The sequence below is a fragment of the Mycoplana azooxidifex genome, from assembly GCF_014196765.1.
GTDB classification, from domain to species: Bacteria; Pseudomonadota; Alphaproteobacteria; order Rhizobiales; family Rhizobiaceae; genus Mycoplana; species Mycoplana azooxidifex.
On record NZ_JACIEE010000001.1, the window covers coordinates 371084 to 396171 of the forward strand.

The window sequence follows — 25088 nt, forward strand, 5'->3', positions numbered from 1 at the left end:
ACTTGACGTGCATCAAGCGGGCACCCCTATACTCGTGATAGGCCTCGGGGTATCACGCCGCGCCTCCTGCCGGACGCGGTCGCCCGAAAGCTTGCACGGAGGACCGGGATGAACGTTCGCACCGCCGTTTCGGACGAAAGGCAGGCCGCCGAAATCGCGCAGCCGGTCGCATGGCATGCCCTGCCCGCAGATGCGGTGCTCGCGCGGCTCGAAACCTCCGATGAGGGCCTCGACCTCGACGAGGCGAAGCGGCGGCTCGAACGCTACGGGCCGAACCAGCTTCCGGCCCCCCGGCCCCGCCATCCCGTGCTGCGCTTCCTCGCCCAGTTCAACAACACCCTGATCTATTTCCTGCTGTCGGCCGCCGTCGTAGCCGCGATCATCGGCCATGTCGTCGATGCGGGCGTCATCGTCGGAGTCGTCCTCGTCAACGCGATCGTCGGCTTCATCCAGGAAGGGCGCGCCGAAGAGGCGCTGAACGCCATCCGCGACATGATCGCCCCCCATGCCCGCGTCCTGCGCGGCGGCCGGCAGCACGACGCCGATGCCCGCGCCATCGTTCCCGGCGACGTCGTCCTGATGGAGGCGGGCGACAAGGCGCCGGCCGATATCCGCCTCCTGCGCGCCCGCAACCTGAAGGTCGACGAGGCGATCCTGACCGGCGAATCCGTACCGGCCGAAAAGGAGGAACGGCCGACCGGGACGGATGCCGCCCTCGGTGACCGCCACTCCATGGTCTTCTCCGGCACGCTGCTGGCCACCGGCCAGGCGACCGGCATCGTCGTGGCGACAGGGAGCGGAACCGAGATCGGCCGCATCTCGACGATGATCGGCGGGATCCGGACGCTGGAAACCCCGCTGCTCGTGCAGATCAACCGCTTCGGCCGGATCTTCACCCTGGTCGCGATGACGACCGCGGCAGCACTGATGGCATTTGCCATGCTGGTCCACGCCTATCCATGGGCCGATGCGCTGATGATCGTCGTGGCGCTGGCCGTCGGCGTCGTGCCCGAAGGGCTACCGGCGGTGATCACGATCACGCTTGCGATCGGCGTGCGGCGGATGGCGCGGCGCAATGCCGTCGTCCGCCGCCTGCCCGCCGTCGAGACCCTCGGCGCCGTCTCCGTGATCTGCTCCGACAAGACCGGAACCCTGACGAAGAACGAAATGACCGCCCGGCGGATCGCCACGTCGGACGGGGAGAGCCTTGTCTCCGGCTCCGGCTATGCCCCGGAGGGTGCCATCGGCGAAGACGACACGCCGCCGAACCGGTCGGAGACGGAACTGGTGCGCTCCGCCCTCCTGTGCAACGACGCGCAACTGGTCGAGGCCGACGGCCGCTGGTCCGTGCTCGGCGACCCGATGGAAGGCGCATTGGTGACGCTCGCCATGAAGGCCGGCCTGCATCCGGAGACGGAGCGGTCGAGCTGGGCCCGAATGGACGAGATCCCCTTCGACGCCCAGCACCGCTTCATGGCAACCCTCAACCGCGATCCCGCCGGCGGCGGCCGCATCTTCGTTAAGGGCGCGCCGGAACGCGTGCTGGCCATGTGCGCCCGCCAGGCCGCGAGCAATGCCGGCGCGACAGAGGGGGGCGAAACGGAACTGGACGCCGCCTATTGGCGCAGGCGGATCGCCGCCGCTGCGGCCAATGGCGAGCGGGTGCTGGGCTTTGCGGCGGCCGTAGCACCGGCGGCGCTGGAACGGCTCGCCTTCGAGGATGTCGAAACGGGCCTCGTCTTCCTCGGCATCGTCGGCTTCATCGACCCGCCGCGCGAGGAGGCGATGGCGGCGGTGGCCGACTGCCGTTCCGCCGGCATCGCGGTCAAGATGATCACCGGCGACCACGTCGATACCGCTGCGGCGATCGCCCGCCAGCTCGCCATCGCCCACGATCCGAGGGCGATGACCGGGGCCGAGATCGATGCCGTTCCCGATGCCGAGCTCGGCGCGGTCGTCGAGGCGGTCAGCGTATTCGCCCGCACCAGCCCGGAGCACAAGCTGCGCATCGTCCGCGCCCTCCAGAACAACGGCCACGTCGTCGCCATGACCGGCGACGGCGTCAACGACGCGCCCTCGCTGAAGCAGGCCGACGTGGGCATCGCCATGGGCCGCAAGGGTACCGAAGCTGCCAAGGAGGCGGCGGAGATGGTGCTGGTCGACGACAACTTCGCCTCGATCGTCGCCGCCGTCCACGAGGGCCGGACCGTCTTCGACAACATCCGCAAGGTCATCTCCTGGACCGTCCCCACCAATGGCGGCGAGACCATCTGCGTGGTACTGGCCATCCTCCTCGGCCTTGCGCTGCCGATGTCGCCGGTGCAGATCCTCTGGATCAACATGATCCTGACGGTCACGCTCGGCCTGGTGCTGGCCTTCGAGCCGGCCGAGCCGAATGTCATGCGCCGGCCGCCGCGCGGCCGCAACGCGCCGCTGGTCACCGGCTTCCTCGCATGGCGGATCCTGTTCGTCTCGATCCTCTTCACCATCGGCGTGTTCGGCATCTTCGAATATGCGATGCGCTCGGGCCAGGGCGAGCGGGTCGCGCGCACCATGGTGGTCAATACGCTGGTGGTGATGGAGATCTTCTATCTCTTCAACGTGCGTTACCTGCACATGACGTCGTTCAATCTCAAGGGCGTGCTCGGCACCCCGGCCGTGCTGGGCGCGATCGGCGTGGTGGTCGCAGCACAGCTCGCCTTCACCTATGCGCCGTTCATGCACGCCCTCTTCGAGAGTGCGCCGGTTGCGATCGGCGACGGCGCCGTCATCATCGCCATCGGTGTCGTCACGATGCTGGTCCTGGAGGCGGAGAAGGCGCTGATGCGACGCATGGGCGCGCTTCGTCCCGCCGACACCTGAGCCCGTCTCGTCAGCAGGCCACGGGCAGCAGCATCTCCTTCGGGCTGCGCTCGTAGCGGGCGAATGCCGCGCGGATGTAGTCGGCGACTGCAAGTACCGGCGCCTCCGCATCCTCGGCGACGACCATGCCGATCGTATAGTGGCCGAGATCCGGCAGTCCGTCCTTTTCACCGAGCGCGACCATGTCGTCCTGGACGAGGAAGCGGGCGAGCGGGGCGACGGCGAGGTCGGCGCGGATCGCCGCACGCTGGCCCATGTGGTGGGCGCAGAAATAGGCGACGCGGAACTCGCGCCCGGACTTGCTCAGTTCCTCCAGCGCGCGTGCGCGCCAGATGCAGCCCTCCTCCCAGATCGAAACCGGGAGCGGATGCTTCAGATGCGCGGTGCCGCAATTCTTTGCGGCCCAGACGAGCTGCTCCTTCATCAGGATCTCGCCCGGAACCGGCGTCGTGCCGTCCGGCGAATTGAAGATCGCCAGGTCCAGGCGCCGCTCGGCGACGGCGCGGCGCAGGCTCGAGCTCTGCTCGATCGAGACGTTGACGGCGATCGAGGGATAGGTGTCGGCAAAGCGGCGCAACACCTCCGGCAGGATCAGTTCGCCGACGTCGTCCGGCGCGCCGAGCCGCACCACGCCGTTCATCTCGGGCATCATGAAGCGCGAGACGGCCTCGTTGCTGAGCGAAAGCAGCCGGCGCGCATAGGAGAGCAGGACCTCGCCATGGTGGGTGAGCGTGACCGATCGGGCGTCGCGCCGGAACAGCGAACACCCCAGCATCTCCTCCAGCTTCTTGATCTGCATCGACACGGCCGACGGCGTGCGGTGCACGGTCTCCGCCGCCGTGGTGAAGTTCCCGGTCTCGGAAATCGCGACGAAGGTCCTGAGAATGTCGAGTTCCAGCAAGGGAAGCGGCTGCCGCAGCATCAGGTTCATGGCATCCTCCTCATTCAGTTTTACTGATTGATAGCTTCATTTCATTTCGTTTGATTGAACACCGCTTCGGCGCGATAGTCAATCCAACGAAACCGGATCCGGAAAGGATGGGTGTCATGAGAGACCAAAAACCACACGCAGATGCCGTTCCGTTCGCAATTCGCGCTGCCGGCAAGGGCTTCGCGCTCCAAATCCGTCAGTTCTTCGATGACCGGGCGGCCCGCCGCGTTCGCCGCCAGGCGGAGCGTGAACTGGACATGCTGCCGCCGGAACTGCAGTGCGACGTCGGCTGGCGCGGCAGGCGAACACATGACGGAAGCTGATGCTTTGCATCAATTATATTCGATTGATTGATGGATAAGGCCGCGACATGATGATGATCAAGGTCGCGACCTTTCGAAGCCTCCCAAGATCGAAAGGAACCTGAAAATGCATACGTCCATCCCACATCTCCACGGCGGTTCAAGCGCAAGGCGCGTGTCCGGGGGTGAAACTCGGTCGCCGTTCCGGCGCTTCGCCGGTCGACTGGCGGACGCCTGGCGTCATCACCGCGACGAGATCGAACTGGAGAACCTCCCGTTCGACCTGCGCAAGGACATCGGCTTTCCTGCCAACGACGAAATCGCCACGCTCACCAGGAAGACGCGATGAGAATATGCCATCCGGCGATGAACTCGTCGCCGCAATCTCCCAGGACGACGACGCACTGTCGCCGGACATGAAATCGCCGAGGCGGTTTTGGTCCGGCGATTTTTTTCGCCGCGGATGCGGTACGCGCTGACCTCAGAGTAGGATCACCCCCGCAGGATCGGCACCTGCGGCGCGGCGTCGGCCGGCAGGATCCCGGCAAGCCGCGGGTCGTCGAACACTTCCACCATCCGTTCATAGGGCACGAAACCGGAGCGCACGTAGAAATCGAGCGCCTGCGGGCTGTCCAGGCTGCAGGTATGGACCCAGAAGCGTGAAATCGGCTTCGACCACGCATTTTCGATCGTGTGGTTCATCAGCCAGCGTCCCGCACCGCGTCCGATCATCGCTTTCGTCAGCCCGAAGAAGGCGAGTTCGCACTGCCCTTCCGCGCGAAAATCGAGCTCCATCAGCCCTTCCGCACGACCGCCGGCCATCACCGCACGCACCTCCACCGCTGGATCGTGCAGGATCTCCGCCAGCGCCGCGTCGGCAAGCGACAGGCGCGAACTCCACAGCCAGTCCGTGCCGATCCGCCGGTAGAGGTCGCGGTACCAGTCGAGATCCGGCTCCCGCACCAGCGCAAGCGACAGCCCCTCCGGATCGGGCGCGCTCGCGGTCGGGGCAGGTGCGAGCATCTCCAGGCAGGTGACCGCCGCCACCAGCTTTCCGGGCGCCACTTTCGAGTATCCGTCGGCCAGCATCGTCTTCTCCTTTACCGCATCCTCTTTTCTTAAAGCCTGTACCGGTTCGTTCAAGCCGTATTCCGCGCACATCGTCGCCGCATCTCGCGACCTCGACCTCGCCCCTGCCCTCATCGGGCAGTGGAAAGCCGTGTCGCAAATGCCGCACGGCCGTCCCGCGGCAGCATTCTTGCACGCAAACCCTCAAACGCTGGGAACCCAAAAGGTTCGCCAAGGCTTCACAGTCGCACCAATCCATGCAAATGTCGCAAACAGGCAAGCCAGGCGATCGGCTTCAGGAGACGCTTGCCAAAAACCAGAGCGGAACTCCCCATGACCAAGACAGCAGCTAAAAAGCGTTCGCTTGTGTTCTTCCTTGTGCCCAATTTCTCCATGCTGCCGTTCTCGGCGGCGATCGAGGCGTTGCGCATCGCCAACCGCATGCTGGGCTACGAGGCCTACAGCTGGCGGCTGTCCTCCACGGATGGCCAGCAGGTGCTGTCCTCGAGCGGTATAGGCATCGAGGTCAATTCGTCGCTGGCCGACGAGCGCAAGTTTCTCGGCGGAGAGAACCGCCCCTCGATGGTCCTTGTCTGTTCGGGCATCTACGTCGAGGACTTCAGCAACAAGTCCGTGAATGCTTGGCTGCGGGAATCCTATAATCGCGGCGTCGCGGTCGGTTCGCTCTGTACCGGCGCACATGTCCTGGCACAGGCCGGGCTGCTCACCGGAAAGCGCTGCGCCATTCACTGGGAGAACCTGCCGGGCTTTGCCGAGGCATACCCCCAGGCGGAGGTCTATGCCGACCTCTACGAGATCGACAGCAACATCTACACCTGTGCCGGCGGCACCGCGTCGCTGGACATGATGCTCAACCTGATCGACCAGGACTTCGGCGAGAACCTCGTCAACAGCATCTGCGAGCAGGCCCTGACCGACCGCGTCCGCGGCCCGCACGATCGCCAGCGCCTGCCGCTGCGCGCGCGCCTCGGCGTGCAGAACGCCAAGGTGCTCTCGATCATCGAACTGATGGAGAACAATCTCTCCGAGCCGCTGTCGCTGCTGGAAATCGCCGAGGGCGCCGACCTGTCCCGTCGCCAGATCGAGCGCCTCTTCCGCCAGGAGATGGGACGCTCGCCCGCGCGCTACTATCTGGAGATCCGCCTCGACCGTGCCCGCCATCTGCTGGTGCAGTCGTCGATGCCGGTCGTCGAGGTCGCCGTTGCCTGCGGCTTCGTCTCTGCCTCGCACTTCTCCAAGTGCTACCGCGAGCTCTACAATCGCTCGCCCCAGCAGGAGCGTGCCGATCGCAAGCTGATGGTACCAGCCGCAGCCGCGGCGCGCTGAGAAATCCGGACGGAGGAAGGGCGGGTCTCGGGATAAAGGGTTGGCGCTATCCCGCCAGCGCCGGCTGCAGCGACAGCTCGGAGAACACACGATTTCGCCCGGCGTGCTTGGCCATGTACAGGAACTGGTCGGCCGCGTTCAGATAGTTGTCGAAGACTTCGTCGCCCTCGATGGCGGCCACCCCCATCGACACGGTGATCGTCAGCGGCTCCCCGTCGGCTTCGATCGGCGTGGCCGCCAGTTCCTCGCGCAGCATTTCGCACCGCGCCATCGCATCCGCCACGCCGAGCCCGTCGAAGATCACCCCGAACTCCTCGCCCCCGAGCCGGGCCAGCAGGTAATTTCCGCCGAGCCTCGCCTTGAGACGCTTCGAGACGGCCTTCAGGACGGCATCGCCGACCTCGTGGCCGTAGGTATCGTTCAGGCGCTTGAAGTGATCGATGTCGACGATCGCGATCGACCCCTTCGCGCCGCGCCGCATGGCCTGGCTGACGATCCTCTGTCCCGCCTCGAAGAAGTAGCGGCGATTGTAGACGTCGGTGAGGTAGTCTCGCGATGCCAGCAGGTTCAGCGCCTGGAACTGCTTGTGCAGAGCCGCCAGATGCAAAATCCGGGCCGTGAAGTCGTCGTCGCAGAACGGCTTGAGGATGAATTCGTCGCCGCCCGCCTTCAGGAAGCGGGCTCCGGTCATGTCCTGCCCCCGGTTCGAGAGCCCGACGATGCGCACGCTCATCGCCGAGTAGTGGCGGCGGATTTCGCCGAGCAGCAACACGCCGTCGCAGCCGGGGTGGTCGAGATCAAGCAGAACGATGTCTATGTCACGGGCCTCGTCGAGCAGGTCCAGCGTCCGCTCGGCGCCGTCTGCCTTCTGCAACTGGAAACGCTGCCTGGCGAGCAGCGCCTCTTCCAGCACCATACTGCCCGGCTCGGGCGATACGAGCAGCACCTTCGTCCGTTCGCTCGCCAGGATGCGGTCGACGCCCACGATCACCTGCTGCAAGGCCGAGGGGCTGTCCTTCATGACATAGTCGAGGGCGCCCTTCGCAAGCGCGCTTTCGCGCATCGGCTGGCCGAACGAGGCCGTGAAGACAAGCGGCCGGATGCCGCGCGAGACCAGGTAGTCGAGCGCCTCGCAGTCCGGCGAGCCCGGCAGGTTCAGGTCGACGATCGCAAGGGCGAACGGCTCCCCGCTGTCTTCGACGACGACCCTGAGGCTGTCCATGTCCCCGCAATGGGTGACCCGGACCCCGAGTTCCGTCTCCAGCCGGAACCGCAAGGCGGTAGAGAACATCCGCGAATCTTCGACGATCAGGACGGACCGGCCGAAATGGCGCAGAAACGCAGCCTGTCGTTGCGAATTCCGATCCACTTCACGCCCCTTCTCCACTGCGCCCCACACGGTGCATTACAACGTCCCGGGTTTACCATGCGGTTAATTCCCCAGAACTATCTCACGTAACGTAAGCATATCGCCCTGGACTCCAAAACCGGGGTCAGCAAAACCGAAGTCAGGCGGCCTTGCGCTCGTTCGCCTTCCTGATCTGCGTCAGCGTGTCGAGGTTCTGGTTGACCCGGCAATAGAACTCCTCGTCGATGAACGGTCGCAGGATGAAGTCGTTGCCGCCGGCCTTGAGGAAACGCGCCGAAAGCATCCGGTCCGTCGAAGAGGAAACCCCGATGATGCGAAGCTGGTGCGAGCCCATGAACGACCTGATCCGCCGGGTGAGCTCGAAGCCGTCGATGTCGGGCATGTTGTAGTCGGTGACCATCAGGCCGATATCCGGGTTGGCCTGCAGGATGGCAAGTGCGGCAGCCCCGCTCTCCGCCGTGCTGACACGGAAGTTGTAGCGCTTCAGCCTGGTGGACAGCAGCGCCCGCGCCGTCGGGCTGTCGTCGACGATCAGCACGTGGTGATTGTGGTTGGTCAGGAATCGGCAGACCGATTCCGCCAGCATGTCGACGGCAAACACGTTGTCCTTGATGATGTAGTCGACGATCTCCTTCGACATCAGATGGTCGCGCGTCTGCTGGTGGAACATGCCGGTAAACACGATCGTCGGCACGCTGAGATCGATCAGGTAGTTGAGGGCCTCGCCGTTCTCGGCACCCGGCAGGTTGATGTTGGAGATGGCAAGCGTGATCGGATCAGGAGAGCGCTCGTAGCTCTCTTCCAGTTGCAGGAAGTCGCGGCAGAACTCGACCTCGATGTCGAAGAGCTCCTTCAGCCGTGCCCCGATCATGGAGGTGAAGACGTTGGAATCCTCGACGAGCAGGATACGGTGATGGGAAAGCGACGCGCCGGTATACTGCATACCGGAGATACCGATGAATGACATCTTATGCCTTCTGACATGGGGGTTTCGCGTGCCGTCTGCGATCGCCTTTTGGCGGCGCGGCACCGGACCTGCACATGGTCCCGTCCGAAGGGATCATACACTCTTCGGTCAACACGAAAACGATAGGGAGCGCGCTTTGAGAAAGCGTTAAAACGCAATGCGCTGACAATCGGATGATTTACAAAGGGATAACGACGCGGGCGAAGCCCCAGGCCGGGCGATGGCGGGACCGGCCCGGCAGCCACTGAACCTCGGCGGGAAGGACGCTGCGGACGCACATGGCGCCTCGATGCCGAGGCGCCGCTGCCAAGTCCCTGCCGGCAGCTACTTGACGAAGGCCGATCCGCCGCTGATCTCGACCGTCTCGTCGCCGTTCAGCGCGACGCGGTCCCCGTTCGGCAGCGTGACGAAGCATCCCGACGGGCAGACCGATTCGGTCTCTCCGGCGCCCAGCGCCAGCTCCGTCCGGTTGCCGTTCTCGACGATCGTCACGATCACCGAATCGCCATCCTTGTTGGTGATGGATGCCGCAAAGGCCGGCGCGGCAATCGTCGTCGACATCAGCAGCATCGTTACAAGCATTCGCATCATCCATGCCCGGCGCTAGACGCCGCCCCTGTTACAACCCCGTGAGGACCGTAGCCTCACTCCCGGGTCTTTGCATGTGTTTTATGACGCGTACACTGAATATGGCGTGAATGGGGCATTCATCTGTCAGCCCGTTTCGTCGGCGCCCTCCTCGACCGGCTTCGGCACCGGCTTGCGCGATGGCGCGGGCTTCTGCGCGATTTCCCCCTTGGCGCTGTCGATCATGGCGCCGAGAAGGCGGGCGCTCTCAGGATCCATGGTCACCGGCACGGTCGGCGCCGCCGGCCCCGCGAGCGCGATTTCGTCCTGGCGCAGGCGCTCCAGGATCGCCGTGCGCAGTTCCGTCTTCATCTCGCCGGCATCGAGGACGTCGGCGACGAACGCCCGCAGCTCGAAATCGAGCGTGGTCGCCGAGAACCCGAGGAAGGCGACCGAGGGCTCGGGATTGCGCAGCACCGGCTGAGTCGCCGCCACCTCCAGCAGCATCTGCGTCACCTGGCGCGGATCGTTGCCGGCGAACACGCTGACCGGGATCTCGATGCGACCGAGCTTGTTGCGGTGGGTCCAGTTGCCCACCTGCCCGTTGATCAGCACCGAATTCGGCACGATGATCGTCTGCCGCTGGAACGTCTCGATTTCGGTCGCGCGCACGGAGATGCGCTTGACGAAACCTTCGGTCGTGCCCGCCACGACCCAGTCGCCGACCTTGAACGGGCGCTCGGCCAGGAGGATCAGGCCGGAGACGAAGTTCGACACGATGTTCTGCAGGCCGAAACCGATACCGAGCGAGAGGGCACCGGCAACAAGCGCGAGACTGGAAAGATTGATGCCCGCCGCCGAAATGCCGATCAGCCCGGCAAGGCCGACGCCGGCATATCCGACCGCCGTCCTGACCGAGTTGCGCACACCCGGATCCACATGGCTGCGAACCATGATCGTGCCGTCGAGCCAGCGCTGGAACCAGCGCGTGACCATCAGTCCGAGCACGAACAGCAACAGCCCGGCGAAGATGCCGACGAGCGAGATGGAGATGCTTCCGACCCGGATTTCGGTAAAGAGCTGGTAGGCCCAGCTTTCGATGTCGCCGGTCTGGAACCCCCACTGCAGCAGGATTCCCGGCAGGCCCAGCAGCAGCACGATCAGGTAGATGCCGAGGCTCGCGGCCAGTCCGGCCTGGTCCAGCGTCACCTCGCCGAGCTGGTAGCGTTCCGCCATGCGCTGGCCGAGATAGGTCCGCGCGAACGCGCCCTGCGTGCCGATGGCCCGGCCGGAGAGAATGCCGATATACATCGTCACCATGATCGCGCCTGTGACCACGATCTGGGCGGCAACGAATCGCGCGAGCCCGACATAGCCGATCACCGCCATGGCGATCAGGCCGAAGCCGGTCAGCATCAGCAGCATGGACAGCGCCCGCGGCCACGGGCGCCCCCTGGTGGCGGGATCCTCGCCCTCGCGGAGCATCGGCCGGATGAACGAGATCCAGATCAGGATCAGGCCGATGACGATCGAGGCGATCATGCTCTTGGCGACGGTCAAGACGACGGCGGAGCCGAGCGCGACGCTGACGGTGCCGAGGAAGTAGTCGAGCGAATTGGCGAGCGCCATCGCGAAGATCGAACGTTCCAGCCGCCTGGCGCCGTCGTTGGAGACGTTGACGAGCCGCCATTCCGGCCGGTTCGGGGCCAGCACAGCGCGGCTCAGCGCCGAGACGAAATAGAGACCGACGCAGACCCCGAACAGCGTCGAGACCATCGGTGATATATCCGGTCTGAGGACATTGAAGCTGTAGAGCAGCGAGTAACATGCGAACGCGAACGCGCCCACGGCCAGGGTCGGGATCATGATCGACCAGTAGGCAACCATCAGCCGCGTGATGTAGTGGGGCTTCTCGATCATCTTGTTGCGCCGGATGATCGGGCCGGCGAGGCGATAGCCCACGGAATAGAGGACGAGGCCGACGACGAGCGAAAGCGAAATCGCAGCCAGCAGGGATTCCCGCTTGAAATTCCACACGAAACGCGCCCAGCCGCCGACCGTGCGCTTCAGGTCCGCCCCTTCGTTCGCCCCGGCGCCGATGGCCTCCTCCAACACCTCGGGCGTGATCTTGGTGCGCTCCAGCAACGTCTCGGTGAACAGCGTGCGGCGCATCTCGGTGATCTCGTTCGACAGCTGCGTCGCATCGATCGAGAGCGCCTCGGCACTGCCTGTTGCGGCATTGATGGCGGCCCGCTCGTCGGAAAGCCGGGCGCGCTCCTCCTTGATCACCTCGGATTCGGCCGGCTGCCCCTCGGCCGGCACCGGCCCGATTTCGTCGAGCCTGGCCTTGATCTGGTTGAAGCGCTCCCGGGTCGAGACCGAGGCCTCGAGCGCGGTGCGGCCCAGTTGCTCGACCTGCAGCTTGAGTTCGCCGAGCTTGATTTCGTTTTCCCGCGCCGCCTCGATCTTGTTGCGCAGGTCCGCCAGTTGCTGGCGGGACTGCTCAAGCTTCTTCTTCGCCTCCACGATCGGGTTGGACGTCACCGGCGCCTCGGTCGCCGGCGGCGGATCCTGCGCGATCGCAATGGCAGGCAGGAGAAGCGGCACGATCGCGAGCAGGGCGAAAAGGGCGCGTTTGAGTGTCGTCACGGACGGTCCTTGCTACATCTGTTGCGCGCGATAGTCGTGACAATCGCGTGCGAAATCAACGTCTGGCTGATGCACCGGAGGCCTGGCCCTGGGGGTGCGGGAGATTCGGCGCGCAAACTATTGCGCGACCCGGGCGAAGTGAAGGCAGGATTTTTGTCAGAAGCCTGATCCCGGGATAGCGAGGTAGTCGAGCTCCTCAGAGGTCGATTCCCGCCCGAGATAGGCGTTGCGGTGGGGAAAGCGACCGAAGTCGCGGATGACGGCGTGGTGTCGCAGCGCATAGTCGAGATAGCGCATGTCGCCGAGTGACTTGAACAGGGCAACGGACCGGTCCTGGTCGGCCAGGTCTTCCGAATGCTCGAAGGGCATGTAGAAGAAGTGCCGGCGGCCGAAGGCGACCTTGGTATCCGCACCGGCCTCCAGCGCCAGCCGGGCCTCGCGCAGCGCAATCCAGTCGGTCGCAAACGCGAGCGGCGAACAGCGGTACATGTTGCGCGCGAACTGGTCGAGAACGATCACGGCCGCAAGTCTCGCCTCAGGCGTCTCCCGCCAGGCATCCGAAACCTGCCGCGAAAGCGCCAGGTGCGTCGCCGCAAAACGCAGGCGGATATGGGCGTCGAGCTGCGGCGGCGGCGAAAACCAGTGTTCCGGGCTCAAGAGTTCGCACCAGAACTCGACGACTTCCGCCGGCTGTGCCACGTCGCTGTCAGACCGCATCTAATCCTCCCGCCATCCGCTTGCGGGTGGCCTTTTCGCTTCCGGCATGCCGCCCTTCGGCGTGCCTGCCGGCGCTCCATGCCCCGCCACACGACAATAGCGCATAACCGGCAACGGACGAAATTTACAAACGTCAGGGAACAACGTCTAATACCTGCGCCGCGACGGCTGCAACTGAGAACATCGACTGGCGACATCAACTGGGGACATCAAGATGATACTCGGCATGGCACCTTTCACCCTCTTCCACGTCATCCTCAGCCTCATCGGTATCGTGACGGGTCTCGTCGCGCTGCGCGGCTGGCTCGCCTCGCAGCTCCGGCCAGGCTGGACGGCGGCATTCCTCGCCTCGACGCTGGCAACGACCATCACCGGCTTTCTCTTTCCGATCACCGCGTTCACGCCGGCGATCGGGGTCGGCATCATCACCACCGCATTCCTGATCGGCGCGATCGTCGCCCTCTATGTCTTTGGGCTCTCGGGGCGGTGGCGTTCGGTCTTCCTGATCTGTTCCACCATAGCGCTCTACTTCAACGTCTTCGTGCTGGTGGTGCAGGCCTTCCTGAAGATCGAGACCCTCAACGCGCTGGCGCCGAACGGCAACGAACCGCCCTTCGCGATCGTCCAGGGCATCGTCCTGCTGGCCTTCCTGACCGCAGGCTATCTCTCACTCCGGCGCTTCCGCACCGTCTCGCCGTAGAAGCCTGTTTGTGCGGGTTGTTGCGCCGCTCCTTGTCACCGCCGGCCGGTGCGCCTATCACCGGTCGGACGATAGCAGGGACGACGACGGCAATGCCCGAACCGAAGCTCAAGACCAGGACGACCGGCGCCACGGCCAGCCTCGGCCGCACCGGGTTCCCGCATGTGATCTCGGCGATCGGCGGCACGCTCGACATCGTCACCGGCCCCTCCCAGCCGGGCTTCAACCCGATCGACCTGCTCTACGCGTCGCTGTCCTCGTGCCTCGCCATGAGCGCGCGCATCGCCGCAAGCCAGCTCGGCGTCCTGGATCGCATCGACGAGATCACGGCATCCGTCTCGGGCGAGAAGGCGAGCGAAGGCCCCAGCCGCATCCAGGCGCTCAAAATCGCCTTTTCCATCACCGGCGACATCGACGCGCAGACCCGCGAGGCCATCGCCCGCTTGGCGGAGGAGATCTGTACGGTCAGCAACACCCTGCACAGTCATCCGGAGATCACGACGACCGTCTCGGCGGGCTGACGCACAGGCCCGCGGCAACCGGCCTTTCCTCAATCGTGCAGGGCGCGCGCGATCGGCGGCCCGACCACCAAACCCGAGAAGACCGCCTCGAAGCCCTCGCGCTCCGGCGAGCAGGCGGTGACGCCAACGAAGGCATCGCCGGCCGAAAACGGGCACAGCCGCGCCATCTGCCAAGGACTTTCGCCGAACCGGAACTGCACCCGGACCGCGTCGTCATGCCGCGTCAGGCGAACCGACAGCGGATCGTCGGGAGAGACGCCGTGCAGCGGAATGACCGACCAATCCGAGACCCCACGCGTGACGACGACGCTGAAATGCATCAGCCCGTCGGTAAACTCGATGCCGCACTTGATCCAGTTCGCCGCGTCGAGGCGCAGCATCAGGCCGGCCTGGTCGTACAGCGCTTCGTAGCGCCCGGAAACGGTCGCGGACGCGGTGAAGTCGCCCTGCACCGGCGCCAGATAGGCGTGCCCGCTGTCGCGCTCGAAGCCGTAGAAGGTCTTCCGCCAGAAATCGGTCCCAGCATCCGTGCGCAGCGCGAGGTGCTGTGCGTCGCCGCTCCATTCCTTCGGCTCGTTCAGCCAGAAAAACGCCGCCCCCATTTACCGCTCCCATCGTTTCACGCAAAGCCAACCTGTCCCGACGGAGCACCTCTGTTCAAGGGGCAATCCATATTTGTCGGTCGGGGACCCTATCCCATCGGATAGTTAAGGGCGTCAGTACGTCGCACAATCTGCAGCTTACCAAACCGCAAACCCGATTGATGGACGACGATAATCGTGCAACCATCAATATCTTAGTGCGGCCGTCCGGGATGACGGCCGTTCACACCGTTGTAAGAATCCTGAGTAACAACGCGGTGATTTCTTACAGGTTATGCGGTGATCGGGCGCAGGCGGATCATCGTGTTCGGGGGACGCATGATTGGACAGCTGACAGCCTTGGAGCGCACATATGCCGCGATCATTCTGATCGTGATCATATGCGTCGGCGTGGCGATGGCGGTCGTCGGGCGCGGCGACCTGCTCGCCGTGCACGGCTGGATCATCGCGGCCTACGGCATGGCGGTGATGGTGGTGCTGCTGCGCGGCATCGACGCTGCCGAGCCCTGGGAAGAACGCTTCCGCGAGTACTACGACGACCCGACCAAGGTCGGCATCATCCTTTCGCTGATCTGGGGCGTCATCGGCATGGCCGTCGGCGTCTGGGTGGCGTCCCTGCTCGCCTGGCCGGACCTGACCTTCGATGCCGCCTGGGCGAGCTTCGGCCGGCTGCGCCCCGTGCACACCAGCGGCGTGATCTTCGGCTTCGGCGGCAACGCGCTGATCGCGACCTCCTTCCATGTCCTGCAGCGGACCACGCGCGCGCGCCTGCCCGACCAGTTGAGCCCCTGGTTCGTGCTGCTCGGCTACAATCTCTTCTGCGTGATGGCCGCCACCGGCTACTTCATGGGCATGACCCAGTCGAAGGAATACGCCGAGCCGGAATGGTATGCGGACCTGTGGCTGGTGATCGTCTGGGTCGTCTACTTCGCGATCTACATTCGCACCCTGGCCCGAAGGCGCGAACCGCACATCTACGTCGCCAACTGGTACTACATGGCCTTCATCCTCGTGGTCGCCATCCTCCACATCGTCAACAATCTCGCCGTCCCCGTCTCGATCGGCCACGCCAAGAGCTACTCGCTGTTCTCCGGCGTCCAGGACGCGATGACGCAGTGGTGGTACGGGCACAACGCCGTTGCCTTCTTCCTCACCGCCGGCTTCCTGGGCATGATGTACTACTACCTGCCCAAGCGCGCCGGACGGCCGATCTATTCCTACCGCATGTCCATCATAAGCTTCTGGGGCATCACCTTCATGTACATGTGGGCCGGCTCCCATCACCTGCACTACACCGCCCTGCCCCACTGGGTGCAGACGCTCGGCATGGTGTTCTCGCTGGTGCTGCTCGTGCCGTCCTGGGCATCGGCCGGCAACGCGCTGCTGACGCTCAACGGCGCCTGGCACAAGGTGCGCGACGACGCGGTCCTGCGCTTCATGATGCTGGCTGCGATCTTCTACGGGATCGCCACCTTCGAGGGCTCGTTCATGGCGATCCGTGCCGTCAACTCGCTCTCGCACTATACCGACTGGACCGTGGGCCATGTGCACGTCGGCGCACTCGGCTGGGTCGCCATGATCACCTTCGGCTCGTTCTACGCGCTCGTTCCCTGGATGTGGAAGCGGCCGGCGCTCTATTCAGCCAAGCTGGTCGAGGTCCATTTCTGGTTGGCGCTGACGGGCACGGTCGTCTACATCTTCGCGATGTGGAACTCCGGCATCATCCAGGGTCTGATGTGGCGCACCTTCGACCCGAACGGCACGCTCGCCTACTCCTTCCTCGACACGCTGGTCGCCATGCATCCCTACTACATTGCCCGCGCATTCGGCGGACTGCTGTTCCTCGCAGGTGCTGTGGTCGCCTTCTACAATATCTGGATGACGATCACACAGCCTGCGCCGGTCGATGAAGGCGCGGCCACGGACCTCCCGGTCGAGCCGCCCGCGCCGCGGGCCTGGGCACAGGCGGGGGAATAGCCGATGTTCAATTTCCACTACCGGCTCGAACGCAACGCCATGGGCCTCGTGCTCGCCATCATCTTCGTCGCCAGCATCGGCGGCCTGATCGAGATCGCCCCCCTCTTCACCATCGATGAGACGGTTGAGGACGCGCCCGACATGCGCGTCTACACGCCGCTCGAACTCGCCGGGCGCAACATCTACATCCGCGAGGGCTGTTATGCCTGTCATTCGCAGATGATCCGCACCCTGCGCGACGAGGTGGAGCGCTACGGCCCCTATTCGCTGGCGGTCGAATCCAAATACGACCACCCGATGCTCTGGGGCTCCAAGCGCACCGGGCCGGACATCGCCCGCCTCGGCGGGAAATATTCCAACGAATGGCATGTCGCCCATCTCTACAATCCCCGCGACCTCGTGCCGGAATCGAAGATGCCCGCCTATCGCTGGCTGCTGCGCAACACACTCAAGATCGAGGATCTCGGCGAGCACCTGGCGGCGATGCGGGTCGTGGGCGTCCCCTATACCGACGAGATGATCGCAAACGCCACCGCCGACGCTTACGGCCAGGCCAATCCCGACAGTGGCCAGGCGGCCGGGGTGACTGAACGATACGGCGATGCGACCAATGTCGGCCTGTTCGACGGCAAGCCCGAGACGCTGACCGAGATGGATGCCGTCGTGGCCTACCTGCAGATCCTCGGGAAGCTGACGGACGCAGCAAAGCAGGCCGAGCAGGCCGGGGTGGAGTAGCGCCATGAGCTTCGACCATGACACCATCGTCGGTTTTTCGAAGTCCTTTGGGCTTCTCTATCTCGTCGCCATGTCGATCGGCGTGGTGATCTATGCCTTCTGGCCGGCGAACAAGAAGCAGTTCGACCGGGCGGCGGAATCGGTCGTATCGGACGAAGAGGACCGGCCATGGCTGTAGGCGAACGCGATCCGATCACCGGCCACATGACGACCGGCCACGAGTGGAACGGCATCAAGGAACTGCACACGCCCGTTCCGAAGCCCGTCTGGTTCTTCCTGATCGCGTTCACGCTCTTCGGCGTGATCTGGTCGCTGCTGATGCCGAGCTGGCCTTACGGGACCGGCTATTTCAGCGGCTGGCTGGGGATCGACCAGAAGCGGACGGTGGCGAAGCGGCTGGACGAGGGCGCAGCCGAGCGCGCGGCATGGGCGGCGCGCATCGAGAGCGAAGACTTCGCAGCCGTCCTCACCGACGCCGAGTTGATGCCGATCGTCCGGGAGACCGGGCACACGCTGTTCGGCGACAACTGCGCCGCCTGCCATGGCGTCGGCGGAGGCGGCAACGGCGGCTATCCGAACATCGTCGCCGCCCCCACCTTGTGGGGTGACGACCCGGCGACCATTGCGGAGACCATCCGCGTCGGTATCAACGGCGCCGATCCCGAGACCCGCATCTCGCAGATGATGGCCTTCGGCCGCGACCAGGTCCTGGAGCGGCCAGCGATCCTGCAGCTCGTCACCTATGTCCGTTCCCTGTCCGGGCTGGAGGAACAGACGGAAGCGAACGCGGCCGCGATCGAGGCCGGCCGCGAACTGTTCGCGCAGAACTGCGTCGCCTGCCACGGCGAGGATGCCAAGGGACTGAAGGAGGTCGGCGCGCCGGATCTCACCGACCATTTCTGGATCTACGGCTCGGGCCGCGAAGCGGTCTACCAGTCGATCTATGGCGGCCGGCAGGGCCACATGCCGAGCTGGGGGCTCCGGCTGTCGCCGCTCGACATCAAGATCCTCGCACTCTACGTGGCCGACCTGAGGGAGCAGCAGCATGCCGCTGGTGGCGACGGAACATGAGCGCGCCGGCATTGCGGCCGCGCGCGGTAGCACTTGCGCTCGCCGGCGCCGCCGTCGCGCTGCTTCTCATCGCCAATGCCCACCTCGTCTATGTCGCAGTCGTCTCCCAGCCGGAGTGCGTGCCGCACCTGAAGACGGAAGCGCACGCTGCCGGCAATTTCCGCGCCGCCCGCTCGTCATGCTGATGAAGAATGTCGCCCGATCAAGGCCTTGCAGGAGGAAGCTGACATGAGGATGCCTCAAACCGTTCCTCCGCTGGCGAGGGCCATCGACCGCAACCGCCATCTGCCCGCCACCCGGGCCTTCACCTGGCTGGCGCAGGGCTGGCGGGACCTGTGGACGCAGCCGCTGCCCAGCCTGATCTACGGGCTGGGCGTAGCGGCCGTGTCGATCATCATCGTCGGCGGCCTCTACTATTTCGGCTACGACTATGCGCTGTTCCCGGCACTCGCCGGCTTCTTCGTCGTCGGCCCGGTGCTGGCCGCCGGCCTCTATGAAAAGAGCCGCCGCATCGAGGAAGGCCTGCCGGTCTCGCTGTCGGTCATGGTCCGGCCGAAGCCCGGCACCGGCCAGCACGTGCTCTTCGTCGGCGCCGTCCTGTGCGGGCTGATGCTGCTGTGGATGCGGGCGGCGGTGATCCTCTACGCGCTGTTTGTCGGTTGGCAGCCGTTCCAGGGGCTCGATCACGTGGTGCCCATGCTATTCGGCAGCCCGATAGGCCTGGCCCTGCTCGGCTTCGGAACGGCCGTCGGCGCCCTTTTCGCCGCCTTTGCCTTCGCCATCAGCGTCTTCGGCGTGCCCATGGTCGTCGACAGGGACGTCGACGCCTTCACCGCGATGGGCACCAGCATCTCGCTCGCCTGGAACAACCTCCCGGTCATGCTGACGTGGGGCGTCATCGTGCTGGTGCTGACGGCGGCGAGCCTGCTGACCGGCATGCTCGGCTTCATCGTCACCTTTCCGCTCCTCGGCCACGCCACCTGGCACGCCTACCAGGCGATCAAGGACCGGGATTGAGACGCGTGCGACGGACAGCCGGCGCCCCCGCACCAGAGGCAAGGACATGAACGCCTTCTACTACCTGATCCCGGTATCGCTCCTGCTCGGCACCGCCGGCCTCGGGCTGTTCCTCTGGTCGATGCGCAACAACCAGTACGAGGATCTGGACGGCGCCTCCGAACGCATCCTCTACGACGAGGACGTCCCCGCCCCTCCAAGGGGCAAGGAAGCATCCGGGACGCACTGAGCAAGGCAGCGTCCCACGCTCCCCGCCCCTCGTCGTTCAGCTCTTGTGGTCCAGCCGCTCCACCAACAGGTCCCCGGCCCACTGGATGACGCAGACGAGCACGATCAGCACGGCGACGACGGCCACCATCACGGTGGTCTCGAAGCGCTGGTAACCGTAGCGGATCGCCAGGTCGCCGAGGCCGCCTGCCCCGATCGCGCCCGCCATGGCGGAAGCGCCGATCAGCGTGATCAGCGTCACGGTGAAGCCGGCGACGAGGCTCGGCAGCGCCTCCGGCACCAGCACCTCGCGGATGATCGTCCAGCGATTACCGCCCATGGCGCGCACGGCCTCGATCAGGCCGCGGTCGACTTCGCGCAGGGACACCTCTGCGATCCGCGCGTAGTAGGGCGTTGCCGCGATCGCCAGCGGCACGATCGCCGCCCACATGCCGATCGCCGTGCCGACGATGAACCGCGTCACCGGGATCAGCGCCACCAGCAGGATGATGAACGGGACGGAGCGGAAGCCGTTGACGATCGCACCGAGGACGAGGTTGACCGCCCGGTTTTCGGCAATCCCGCCCTTCGCGGTCGCCACCAGTGCCAGCCCCAGCGGCAACCCGGCGACCAGCGAGATCGCGCCCGAGGCCACGGTCATGACGACCGTCTCCCAGAACGAGCGGAAGAACAGCTCAAGCATGACCGGCGACATGGCCGAAGACCTCCACTTTGGCGCCGCGGCGCTCGAGATAGGCGATGGCCTGCGCGGCCGCACCGTCCGCCGACGGAACGCCGATGAAGAACCGTGCGACCGGCTGCCCCTGGATATCGTCGACGCCGCCATGGATCAGCCGGAAGCCACCCGAAAGCTCGACCGATAGCCCGGACAGCAGCGTGCCCGCCTCCGGCCCCGAGAGGTCGACGCCGAGGATCGTCTCACCGGCACCCGTTTCGCCGGCTTTTGTGCCACCCGGCCCGCGCACAAGCCGGGCTGCCACGGTCTGCGGCAGCCCCGGTCGGACGCCGGCCAATAGGTTCTGCGTCGTCGCCGTCTGCGGATCGGCGAAGACCGACCAGACCGGCCCCTCCTCCACGATCAGGCCGGCGTCGATCACCGCGACGCGGTCGGCTATCGTGCGGATCACCTCCATCTCGTGGGTGATCAGCAGGATGGTGAGCCCCAGCCTGGCGTTGATATCCTTCAGCAGTTCCAGGATGGAAGCCGTCGTCTCCGGGTCGAGCGCCGAGGTCGCCTCGTCCGACAAAAGCAAAGCCGGGCCGGCCGCAAGCGCGCGGGCAATGCCGACACGCTGCTTCTGGCCGCCGGAAAGCGCTGCCGGATAGCTCTTTGCCTTGCCAGTGAGACCCACCAGTTCGAGGAGTTCGGCTGCCCGCGCCAGCCGTTTCTCCCGGCTCCAGCCCTCGATCTTCAGCGGCAGGGCGACGTTCTCTTCCACCGTCTTGGCCGACAGCAGGTTGAAATGCTGGAAGATCATGCCGATGCGACGGCGCAGCGGCTGCAGCTCCGGCTCGCTCAGGCCCGTGATCTCGCGGCCCTCGATCTCAATCGAGCCGCTGTCGGGTCGTTCCAGTCCGTTCAGGCAGCGGATCAGCGTCGACTTGCCGGCGCCGCTGCGACCGATCAGGCCGAGGATCTCGCCTTTGCGCACCGTCAGCGACACGCCGTCGATCGCCGGCGTATCGCCGAAATGCCGACGCACGTCGGTCAGCCGGACGACGGCTTCCTGGCCGTTTTCCGTCTCTGCCGCCGGGCCGGCCGACAGGGTCTGGGAAGACATGGATATTCCTTTCTGCCATCCGCAATGACGCGACGGCCCGCGGGCGAGCCGCAGGCCGTCGAATGTTCAACCGCAAGGGCGGTTCAGGTCAATAAGCGGCCGTGCCGGTGCCCTTGTAGACGCGGTCGAATTCCGCATTGACCGTGTCGTTCTGGTAGGAGGAGACGAGCGTCTTCACCCACAGCGCGTTCTGGTCGGCCTCGCGCACGGCGATGAAGTTGCGGTAGGGATTGTCCGCGATCTTCTCCTGGGCGATGCGGTTTTCCGCCGTAAGCCCGCTCTTCAGCGCCCAGTCGGTGTTGACGACGGCAGCGTCGAGATCGTCAGTGGAGCGGCCGACGATGCCCGCGTCGAGTTCCTTGATCTCGACGTTCTTCGGGTTCTCGGCAATGTCGGCGATCGTCGCCAGGATGCCCGCACCGTCCCTGAGCTTGATCACGCCCTGGTCCTGCAGCACGAGCAGCGCGCGGCCCTCGTTGGACGGGTCGTTCGGCACGCCGATGACCGCGCCCTCGCCGATATCGGCGATGCTGGCAAGCTTCTTGGAGTAGACGCCGATCGGCCAGACAGCGGTGTAGCCGGCGACGACGATCTTGTATCCGTGCGCCTGGATCTGGTTTTCGAGGTACGGACCGTGCTGGAAGGCGTTGGCGTCGATCTCGCCGCGCTCGAGCGCCTCGTTCGGCTGGGTATAGTCGTTGAAGGTGACGACCTCGACGGTCAGCCCCTTCTTCTCGGCCTCGGCGGCCACGACACGCCACACATCCTCGTCCTCGCCGCTCATGATGCCGACCTTGACCGTCGTCTTGTCCTCGGCCGATGCCGGCGCCGGCATCGCCGACGAGAGGAAGACTGCCGCTGTCGCAGCGAGGATCGCCGACAGCCCGGCGCGGCGGCTGACGTGAAGACGGTCGAGGGCGTGGTAAAGAGCGTTGGTCATGAACTTCCTGCTTTCGCTGCTGGAGCGGGCCCTTGGGAGGATCACCCGCTTGTTTCGCCTCCGTTAGATCGCAAATGCCCACACATAAGGCAACGGTCGGCCATTTCTTAGGCAGATGACGTGCGGAAATACCTTTCGTCCGCAAGCGCTTTCAAGGGAATTTTCCACCGTTCCGGTCGATTTCATGGATGCGATCCGCTCGAAAGGGCCGTGTGCGACTAGCCGCCGCCGCAATTCCACAAGTCACAACTATGCGTCCCGTCGGCCTTGCCGTTTGCCGTCGACGGTGTTCCAGTGTCGCAACCGCCCCTTCTTCGCAGGCGAGTCTGGGCGGAGCGCCCCTGCAGGGAAGGAATGCATGATGGCCAGTATCACCGCTCAGAACGGCAGCTCCGCCCCGCCGGCAGAGGTGGCGGAAGAGAGCCTATGGAAGCAGCTGACGACGGTCAGGCGCATCTTTCAGGCTTCGCCCGTCTTCAGGACATTGCTCGCCATTTCCGCCGGCAGCTTCTTCGTAGTCGTCTTCACCGCACTCGGCCAGGTCGTCCTCAACCAGTGGAACCAGCCGTTCTACGATGCGATCGAACGGCGCAACGTCGGCGCCTTCTTCCACCAGCTGCAGATCTTCGCCGGCATTGCCGGCGTCATGGTGCTCCTCAACATATCCCAGCAGTGGCTGAACCAGCGGTTCCGGCTGAAAGTGCGCGAGGGGCTCACCCGCGACCTGATCTGCGAATGGATGCTGCCGCGCCGCGCCTTCCGGCTGGCCAACGCCGGGGCGATAGGGGTCAATCCCGACCAGCGCATGCAGGAGGACGCCGGGCACCTCGCCGACCTGACGACCGACCTCGCCTTCGGGCTGCTGCAGTCGTCGATCCTTCTCGTCTCCTTCGTCGGCGTCCTTTGGTCGCTTTCGGAGGGATTTGCGTTCAACATCGGCGGCCGGATCGTCGACATTCCCGGCTACATGGTATGGGCGGCCATCATCTATGCCGGCTCCGCCTCCTGGCTCAGCTGGCGCGTCGGCCGCCCGCTGATCGCGCTCAACAGCGAACGCTACAATCGCGAGGCGGCCCTGCGCTTCACCATGATGCGGGTGAACGAGCACATCGATTCCATCTCGCTCGCCGGCGGCGAGACCGGCGAACGACAGAAGCTGGAAAACGACCTCGGCTCCGTGCTCCTGGCGATGCGCAACATCTTCCGGGCGCAGATCAACCTCTCCTGGGTGGTCGACAGCTATGGCTGGGTCACGGTCGTGGCACCGATCCTCGTCGCCGCACCCGTCTATTTCTCCGGGCATATCAGCTTTGGCGGGCTGATGATGGCGGTGGGCGCCTTCAACCAGGTTCACACGTCGCTGCGCTGGTTCGTCGCCAATATCGGCGCGATCACCGACTGGCGCGCGACGCTGCACCGCGTCACCGCCTTCCGCAGCGCCCTTCTGGAGACCGACGCGCTCAACGAGGCCGAGGGGCACATCGAGTTCGTCCTCAACGACGTCAACCGCATGACCATCGACCGGCTCGACGTCGTCTCGCCCAGCGGCCGCACGCGGCTGGAAGAGCCGCACGTCGAGATCAAGGCCGGCGAAAGGGTCGTGATCACCGCCGATCCAGGCATCGGCAAGACGCTCCTGTTCCGTGCGCTGGCGGGGCTGTGGCCGCTCGGCAGCGGGCGGGTCGGCCTGCCGAAGGACGAGGCGATCACCTTCCTGCCGCGCACCCCCTACATGCCGCCCGGCAAGCTGAGGGAAATCCTGTCCTATCCGCACGGCAACACCTTCAGCGAAGCGGACCTGGCCGGCGCGCTTTCCAGGGTCGGGCTGCAGCGCATGGTGCCGATGCTCGACACCGAGGCCCGCTGGGAAAGGGAACTGAGCGACGACGACGAACGCCTGCTCGCCTTTGCCCGCATCCTGCTGCACAAGCCGCGCTGGATCGTGATGGACGAGGTGCTGGAGGCGATGGAACCGCAATGCCTGCGCCGCGTGCTCGCCATTCTCCAGGATGATCTGGAGGACGCGACCGTGGTCAGCATCGGCCGCCCGGTGCCAGAAAGAAACCTGTTCTCCCGCAGACTGCAGCTGATCAAGGAACCGAGGCCCTCCGAGCGCCTCTCGACACGGCCCGACAAGAGCCTGGAGGGCACCCCTGCCTGAACCGCCTCTGTACGCCTCTGAATGCCCGCGGCCGCCTCGTCAGCGGGGCGGCAGCCGCGTCGACAGGATGTTGCGGATGGAAAAGCTCGAATGGATGCGCAGGACGCCCGGCAGCTTCGCCAGGATCTCCTTGTGGATCCTCTCGAATTCGCCCGCACTTTCCACCTCGACCCGCAGCAGGTAGTCCGATCCGCCGGTCATCAGGTAGCACTCCTGGATCTCCGGGTGCCGGCGCACCGCGTTCTCGAAGCGGTTCAGGTATTCCTCGGTCTGCCGCTCCAGCGAGATGTTGATGATCACCGCGATCGGGCTTTCGCCCTCCGCACTGCTGATCAGCGCCGTATAGCCGCGGATCACGCCCGATTGTTCCAGAAGGCCGATGCGCCGCAGGCAGGCCGAGGGCGACAGGCCGACCTCCTGCGCCAGCTTCGCATTGGTGATGCGCGCGTCCAGCCGCAATAGCCGGATGATGTTGCGGTCGATCGCGTCCAGGCCCTTCATGCAGTTTCTCTCAATCGTTCGGATAAAATTCGATAAATCGACCACAATTGGAATATCAGAGCAATAATTCGAAGA

General features: G+C 65.1%; 26 protein-coding genes. 13 read left to right on the top strand and 13 right to left on the bottom strand.

Annotated features, from left to right (window positions below):
- Positions 1–108 precede the first annotated feature (108 nt).
- Positions 109–2862 carry a cation-transporting P-type ATPase gene (locus GGQ64_RS01765; protein WP_183798244.1) on the top strand — a complete coding sequence of 918 codons (2754 nt, stop codon included), beginning with the start codon at positions 109–111 and terminating at the stop codon, positions 2860–2862.
- 10 nt (positions 2863–2872) lie between these two features.
- Here GGQ64_RS01765 and GGQ64_RS01770 read toward each other — a convergent pair whose 3' ends face one another.
- Positions 2873–3793, bottom strand: a complete 921-nt coding sequence (locus GGQ64_RS01770) for a LysR family transcriptional regulator (RefSeq protein WP_183798245.1) — start codon at positions 3791–3793, stop codon at positions 2873–2875.
- A gap of 41 nt (positions 3794–3834) precedes the next feature.
- Positions 3835–4104 carry a hypothetical protein gene (locus GGQ64_RS01775; protein ID WP_183798246.1) on the bottom strand — a complete coding sequence of 90 codons (270 nt, stop codon included), beginning with the start codon at positions 4102–4104 and terminating at the stop codon, positions 3835–3837.
- 118 nt (positions 4105–4222) lie between these two features.
- Between GGQ64_RS01775 and GGQ64_RS01780 the strand changes: the two genes are divergently transcribed.
- The gene (locus tag GGQ64_RS01780; RefSeq protein ID WP_183798247.1) at positions 4223–4444 is read left to right on the top strand and encodes a hypothetical protein; all 222 of its coding nucleotides are present in this window, start codon (positions 4223–4225) and stop codon (positions 4442–4444) included.
- Between the two features lie 143 nt (positions 4445–4587).
- Here GGQ64_RS01780 and GGQ64_RS01785 read toward each other — a convergent pair whose 3' ends face one another.
- Positions 4588–5184, bottom strand: coding sequence for a GNAT family N-acetyltransferase (locus GGQ64_RS01785; protein ID WP_183798248.1), 597 nt, complete (start codon positions 5182–5184; stop codon positions 4588–4590).
- A gap of 312 nt (positions 5185–5496) precedes the next feature.
- On the opposite strand from GGQ64_RS01785, the gene GGQ64_RS01790 reads away from it, so the two are divergent.
- Complete coding sequence (locus tag GGQ64_RS01790) at positions 5497–6510, top strand: GlxA family transcriptional regulator (RefSeq protein ID WP_183798249.1); 1014 nt, start codon at positions 5497–5499, stop codon at positions 6508–6510.
- Between the two features lie 46 nt (positions 6511–6556).
- On the opposite strand, the gene GGQ64_RS01795 is transcribed toward GGQ64_RS01790, so the two are convergent.
- The 5 genes from GGQ64_RS01795 to GGQ64_RS01815 form a co-directional block, all read right to left on the bottom strand.
- On the bottom strand, positions 6557–7879 hold the full coding sequence (locus GGQ64_RS01795; RefSeq protein ID WP_343059383.1) for a diguanylate cyclase: 1323 nt from the start codon (positions 7877–7879) through the stop codon (positions 6557–6559).
- A gap of 139 nt (positions 7880–8018) precedes the next feature.
- Complete coding sequence (locus GGQ64_RS01800; RefSeq protein ID WP_183798250.1) at positions 8019–8846, bottom strand: response regulator; 828 nt, start codon at positions 8844–8846, stop codon at positions 8019–8021.
- Between the two features lie 324 nt (positions 8847–9170).
- Positions 9171–9434 carry a hypothetical protein gene (locus tag GGQ64_RS01805; RefSeq protein WP_183798251.1) on the bottom strand — a complete coding sequence of 88 codons (264 nt, stop codon included), beginning with the start codon at positions 9432–9434 and terminating at the stop codon, positions 9171–9173.
- A 126-nt stretch (positions 9435–9560) separates the two neighbouring features.
- Complete coding sequence (locus tag GGQ64_RS28035; RefSeq protein WP_183798252.1) at positions 9561–12062, bottom strand: mechanosensitive ion channel domain-containing protein; 2502 nt, start codon at positions 12060–12062, stop codon at positions 9561–9563.
- 156 nt (positions 12063–12218) lie between these two features.
- Positions 12219–12779, bottom strand: a complete 561-nt coding sequence (locus GGQ64_RS01815) for a DUF924 family protein (protein WP_183798253.1) — start codon at positions 12777–12779, stop codon at positions 12219–12221.
- Positions 12780–12993: 214 nt separating this feature from the next.
- Between GGQ64_RS01815 and GGQ64_RS01820 the strand changes: the two genes are divergently transcribed.
- Both GGQ64_RS01820 and GGQ64_RS01825 read left to right on the top strand, forming a co-directional pair.
- Positions 12994–13479: a hypothetical protein gene (locus GGQ64_RS01820; RefSeq protein WP_183798254.1), complete on the top strand. Its 486-nt coding sequence runs from the start codon at positions 12994–12996 to the stop codon at positions 13477–13479.
- A 92-nt stretch (positions 13480–13571) separates the two neighbouring features.
- Complete coding sequence (locus GGQ64_RS01825) at positions 13572–14000, top strand: OsmC family protein (protein WP_183798255.1); 429 nt, start codon at positions 13572–13574, stop codon at positions 13998–14000.
- A gap of 29 nt (positions 14001–14029) precedes the next feature.
- On the opposite strand, the gene GGQ64_RS01830 is transcribed toward GGQ64_RS01825, so the two are convergent.
- Entirely contained in the window at positions 14030–14602 is a 573-nt protein-coding gene (locus tag GGQ64_RS01830; protein WP_183798256.1) for a DUF1349 domain-containing protein, read from the bottom strand.
- 318 nt (positions 14603–14920) lie between these two features.
- Here GGQ64_RS01830 and ccoN point away from each other — a divergent pair, with 318 nt between their 5' ends.
- Genes ccoN through ccoS form a run of 7 tightly spaced genes read left to right on the top strand, consistent with a single transcriptional unit; the run spans position 14921 to position 19631 of the window.
- Entirely contained in the window at positions 14921–16579 is a 1659-nt protein-coding gene (ccoN, locus tag GGQ64_RS01835; protein WP_183798257.1) for a cytochrome-c oxidase, cbb3-type subunit I, read from the top strand.
- A 3-nt stretch (positions 16580–16582) separates the two neighbouring features.
- Positions 16583–17314, top strand: a complete 732-nt coding sequence (ccoO, locus tag GGQ64_RS01840; RefSeq protein ID WP_183798259.1) for a cytochrome-c oxidase, cbb3-type subunit II — start codon at positions 16583–16585, stop codon at positions 17312–17314.
- Between the two features lie 4 nt (positions 17315–17318).
- On the top strand, positions 17319–17492 hold the full coding sequence (locus tag GGQ64_RS01845; RefSeq protein ID WP_183798261.1) for a cbb3-type cytochrome c oxidase subunit 3: 174 nt from the start codon (positions 17319–17321) through the stop codon (positions 17490–17492).
- Entirely contained in the window at positions 17483–18385 is a 903-nt protein-coding gene (gene ccoP, locus GGQ64_RS01850; protein ID WP_183798263.1) for a cytochrome-c oxidase, cbb3-type subunit III, read from the top strand. Before GGQ64_RS01845 ends, ccoP begins: the two co-directional genes overlap by 10 nt.
- The gene (locus GGQ64_RS01855; RefSeq protein ID WP_183798265.1) at positions 18382–18570 is read left to right on the top strand and encodes a hypothetical protein; all 189 of its coding nucleotides are present in this window, start codon (positions 18382–18384) and stop codon (positions 18568–18570) included. The genes ccoP and GGQ64_RS01855 overlap by 4 nt, the downstream gene beginning before the upstream one ends.
- A 43-nt stretch (positions 18571–18613) precedes the next feature.
- A complete protein-coding gene (locus tag GGQ64_RS01860; protein WP_183798267.1) occupies positions 18614–19402 on the top strand; it encodes a DUF2189 domain-containing protein in 789 nt (262 codons plus the stop codon).
- Between the two features lie 46 nt (positions 19403–19448).
- Positions 19449–19631: a cbb3-type cytochrome oxidase assembly protein CcoS gene (gene ccoS, locus GGQ64_RS01865; RefSeq protein ID WP_183798269.1), complete on the top strand. Its 183-nt coding sequence runs from the start codon at positions 19449–19451 to the stop codon at positions 19629–19631.
- Between the two features lie 36 nt (positions 19632–19667).
- On the opposite strand, the gene GGQ64_RS01870 is transcribed toward ccoS, so the two are convergent.
- The 3 genes from GGQ64_RS01870 to GGQ64_RS01880 form a co-directional block, all read right to left on the bottom strand.
- Positions 19668–20324, bottom strand: a complete 657-nt coding sequence (locus GGQ64_RS01870; RefSeq protein ID WP_183798271.1) for a methionine ABC transporter permease — start codon at positions 20322–20324, stop codon at positions 19668–19670.
- Positions 20305–21411 (bottom strand): methionine ABC transporter ATP-binding protein, encoded by a 1107-nt coding sequence (locus GGQ64_RS01875; protein WP_183798273.1) that lies wholly within the window; start codon positions 21409–21411, stop codon positions 20305–20307. Before GGQ64_RS01875 ends, GGQ64_RS01870 begins: the two co-directional genes overlap by 20 nt.
- 88 nt (positions 21412–21499) lie before the next feature.
- Positions 21500–22351, bottom strand: a complete 852-nt coding sequence (locus GGQ64_RS01880; RefSeq protein ID WP_183798275.1) for a MetQ/NlpA family ABC transporter substrate-binding protein — start codon at positions 22349–22351, stop codon at positions 21500–21502.
- A gap of 361 nt (positions 22352–22712) precedes the next feature.
- Between GGQ64_RS01880 and GGQ64_RS01885 the strand changes: the two genes are divergently transcribed.
- Positions 22713–24512: an ABC transporter ATP-binding protein/permease gene (locus tag GGQ64_RS01885; RefSeq protein WP_183798277.1), complete on the top strand. Its 1800-nt coding sequence runs from the start codon at positions 22713–22715 to the stop codon at positions 24510–24512.
- A 39-nt stretch (positions 24513–24551) separates the two neighbouring features.
- On the opposite strand, the gene GGQ64_RS01890 is transcribed toward GGQ64_RS01885, so the two are convergent.
- Positions 24552–25013 carry an Lrp/AsnC family transcriptional regulator gene (locus GGQ64_RS01890; protein WP_183798279.1) on the bottom strand — a complete coding sequence of 154 codons (462 nt, stop codon included), beginning with the start codon at positions 25011–25013 and terminating at the stop codon, positions 24552–24554.
- Positions 25014–25088: the final 75 nt, after the last annotated feature.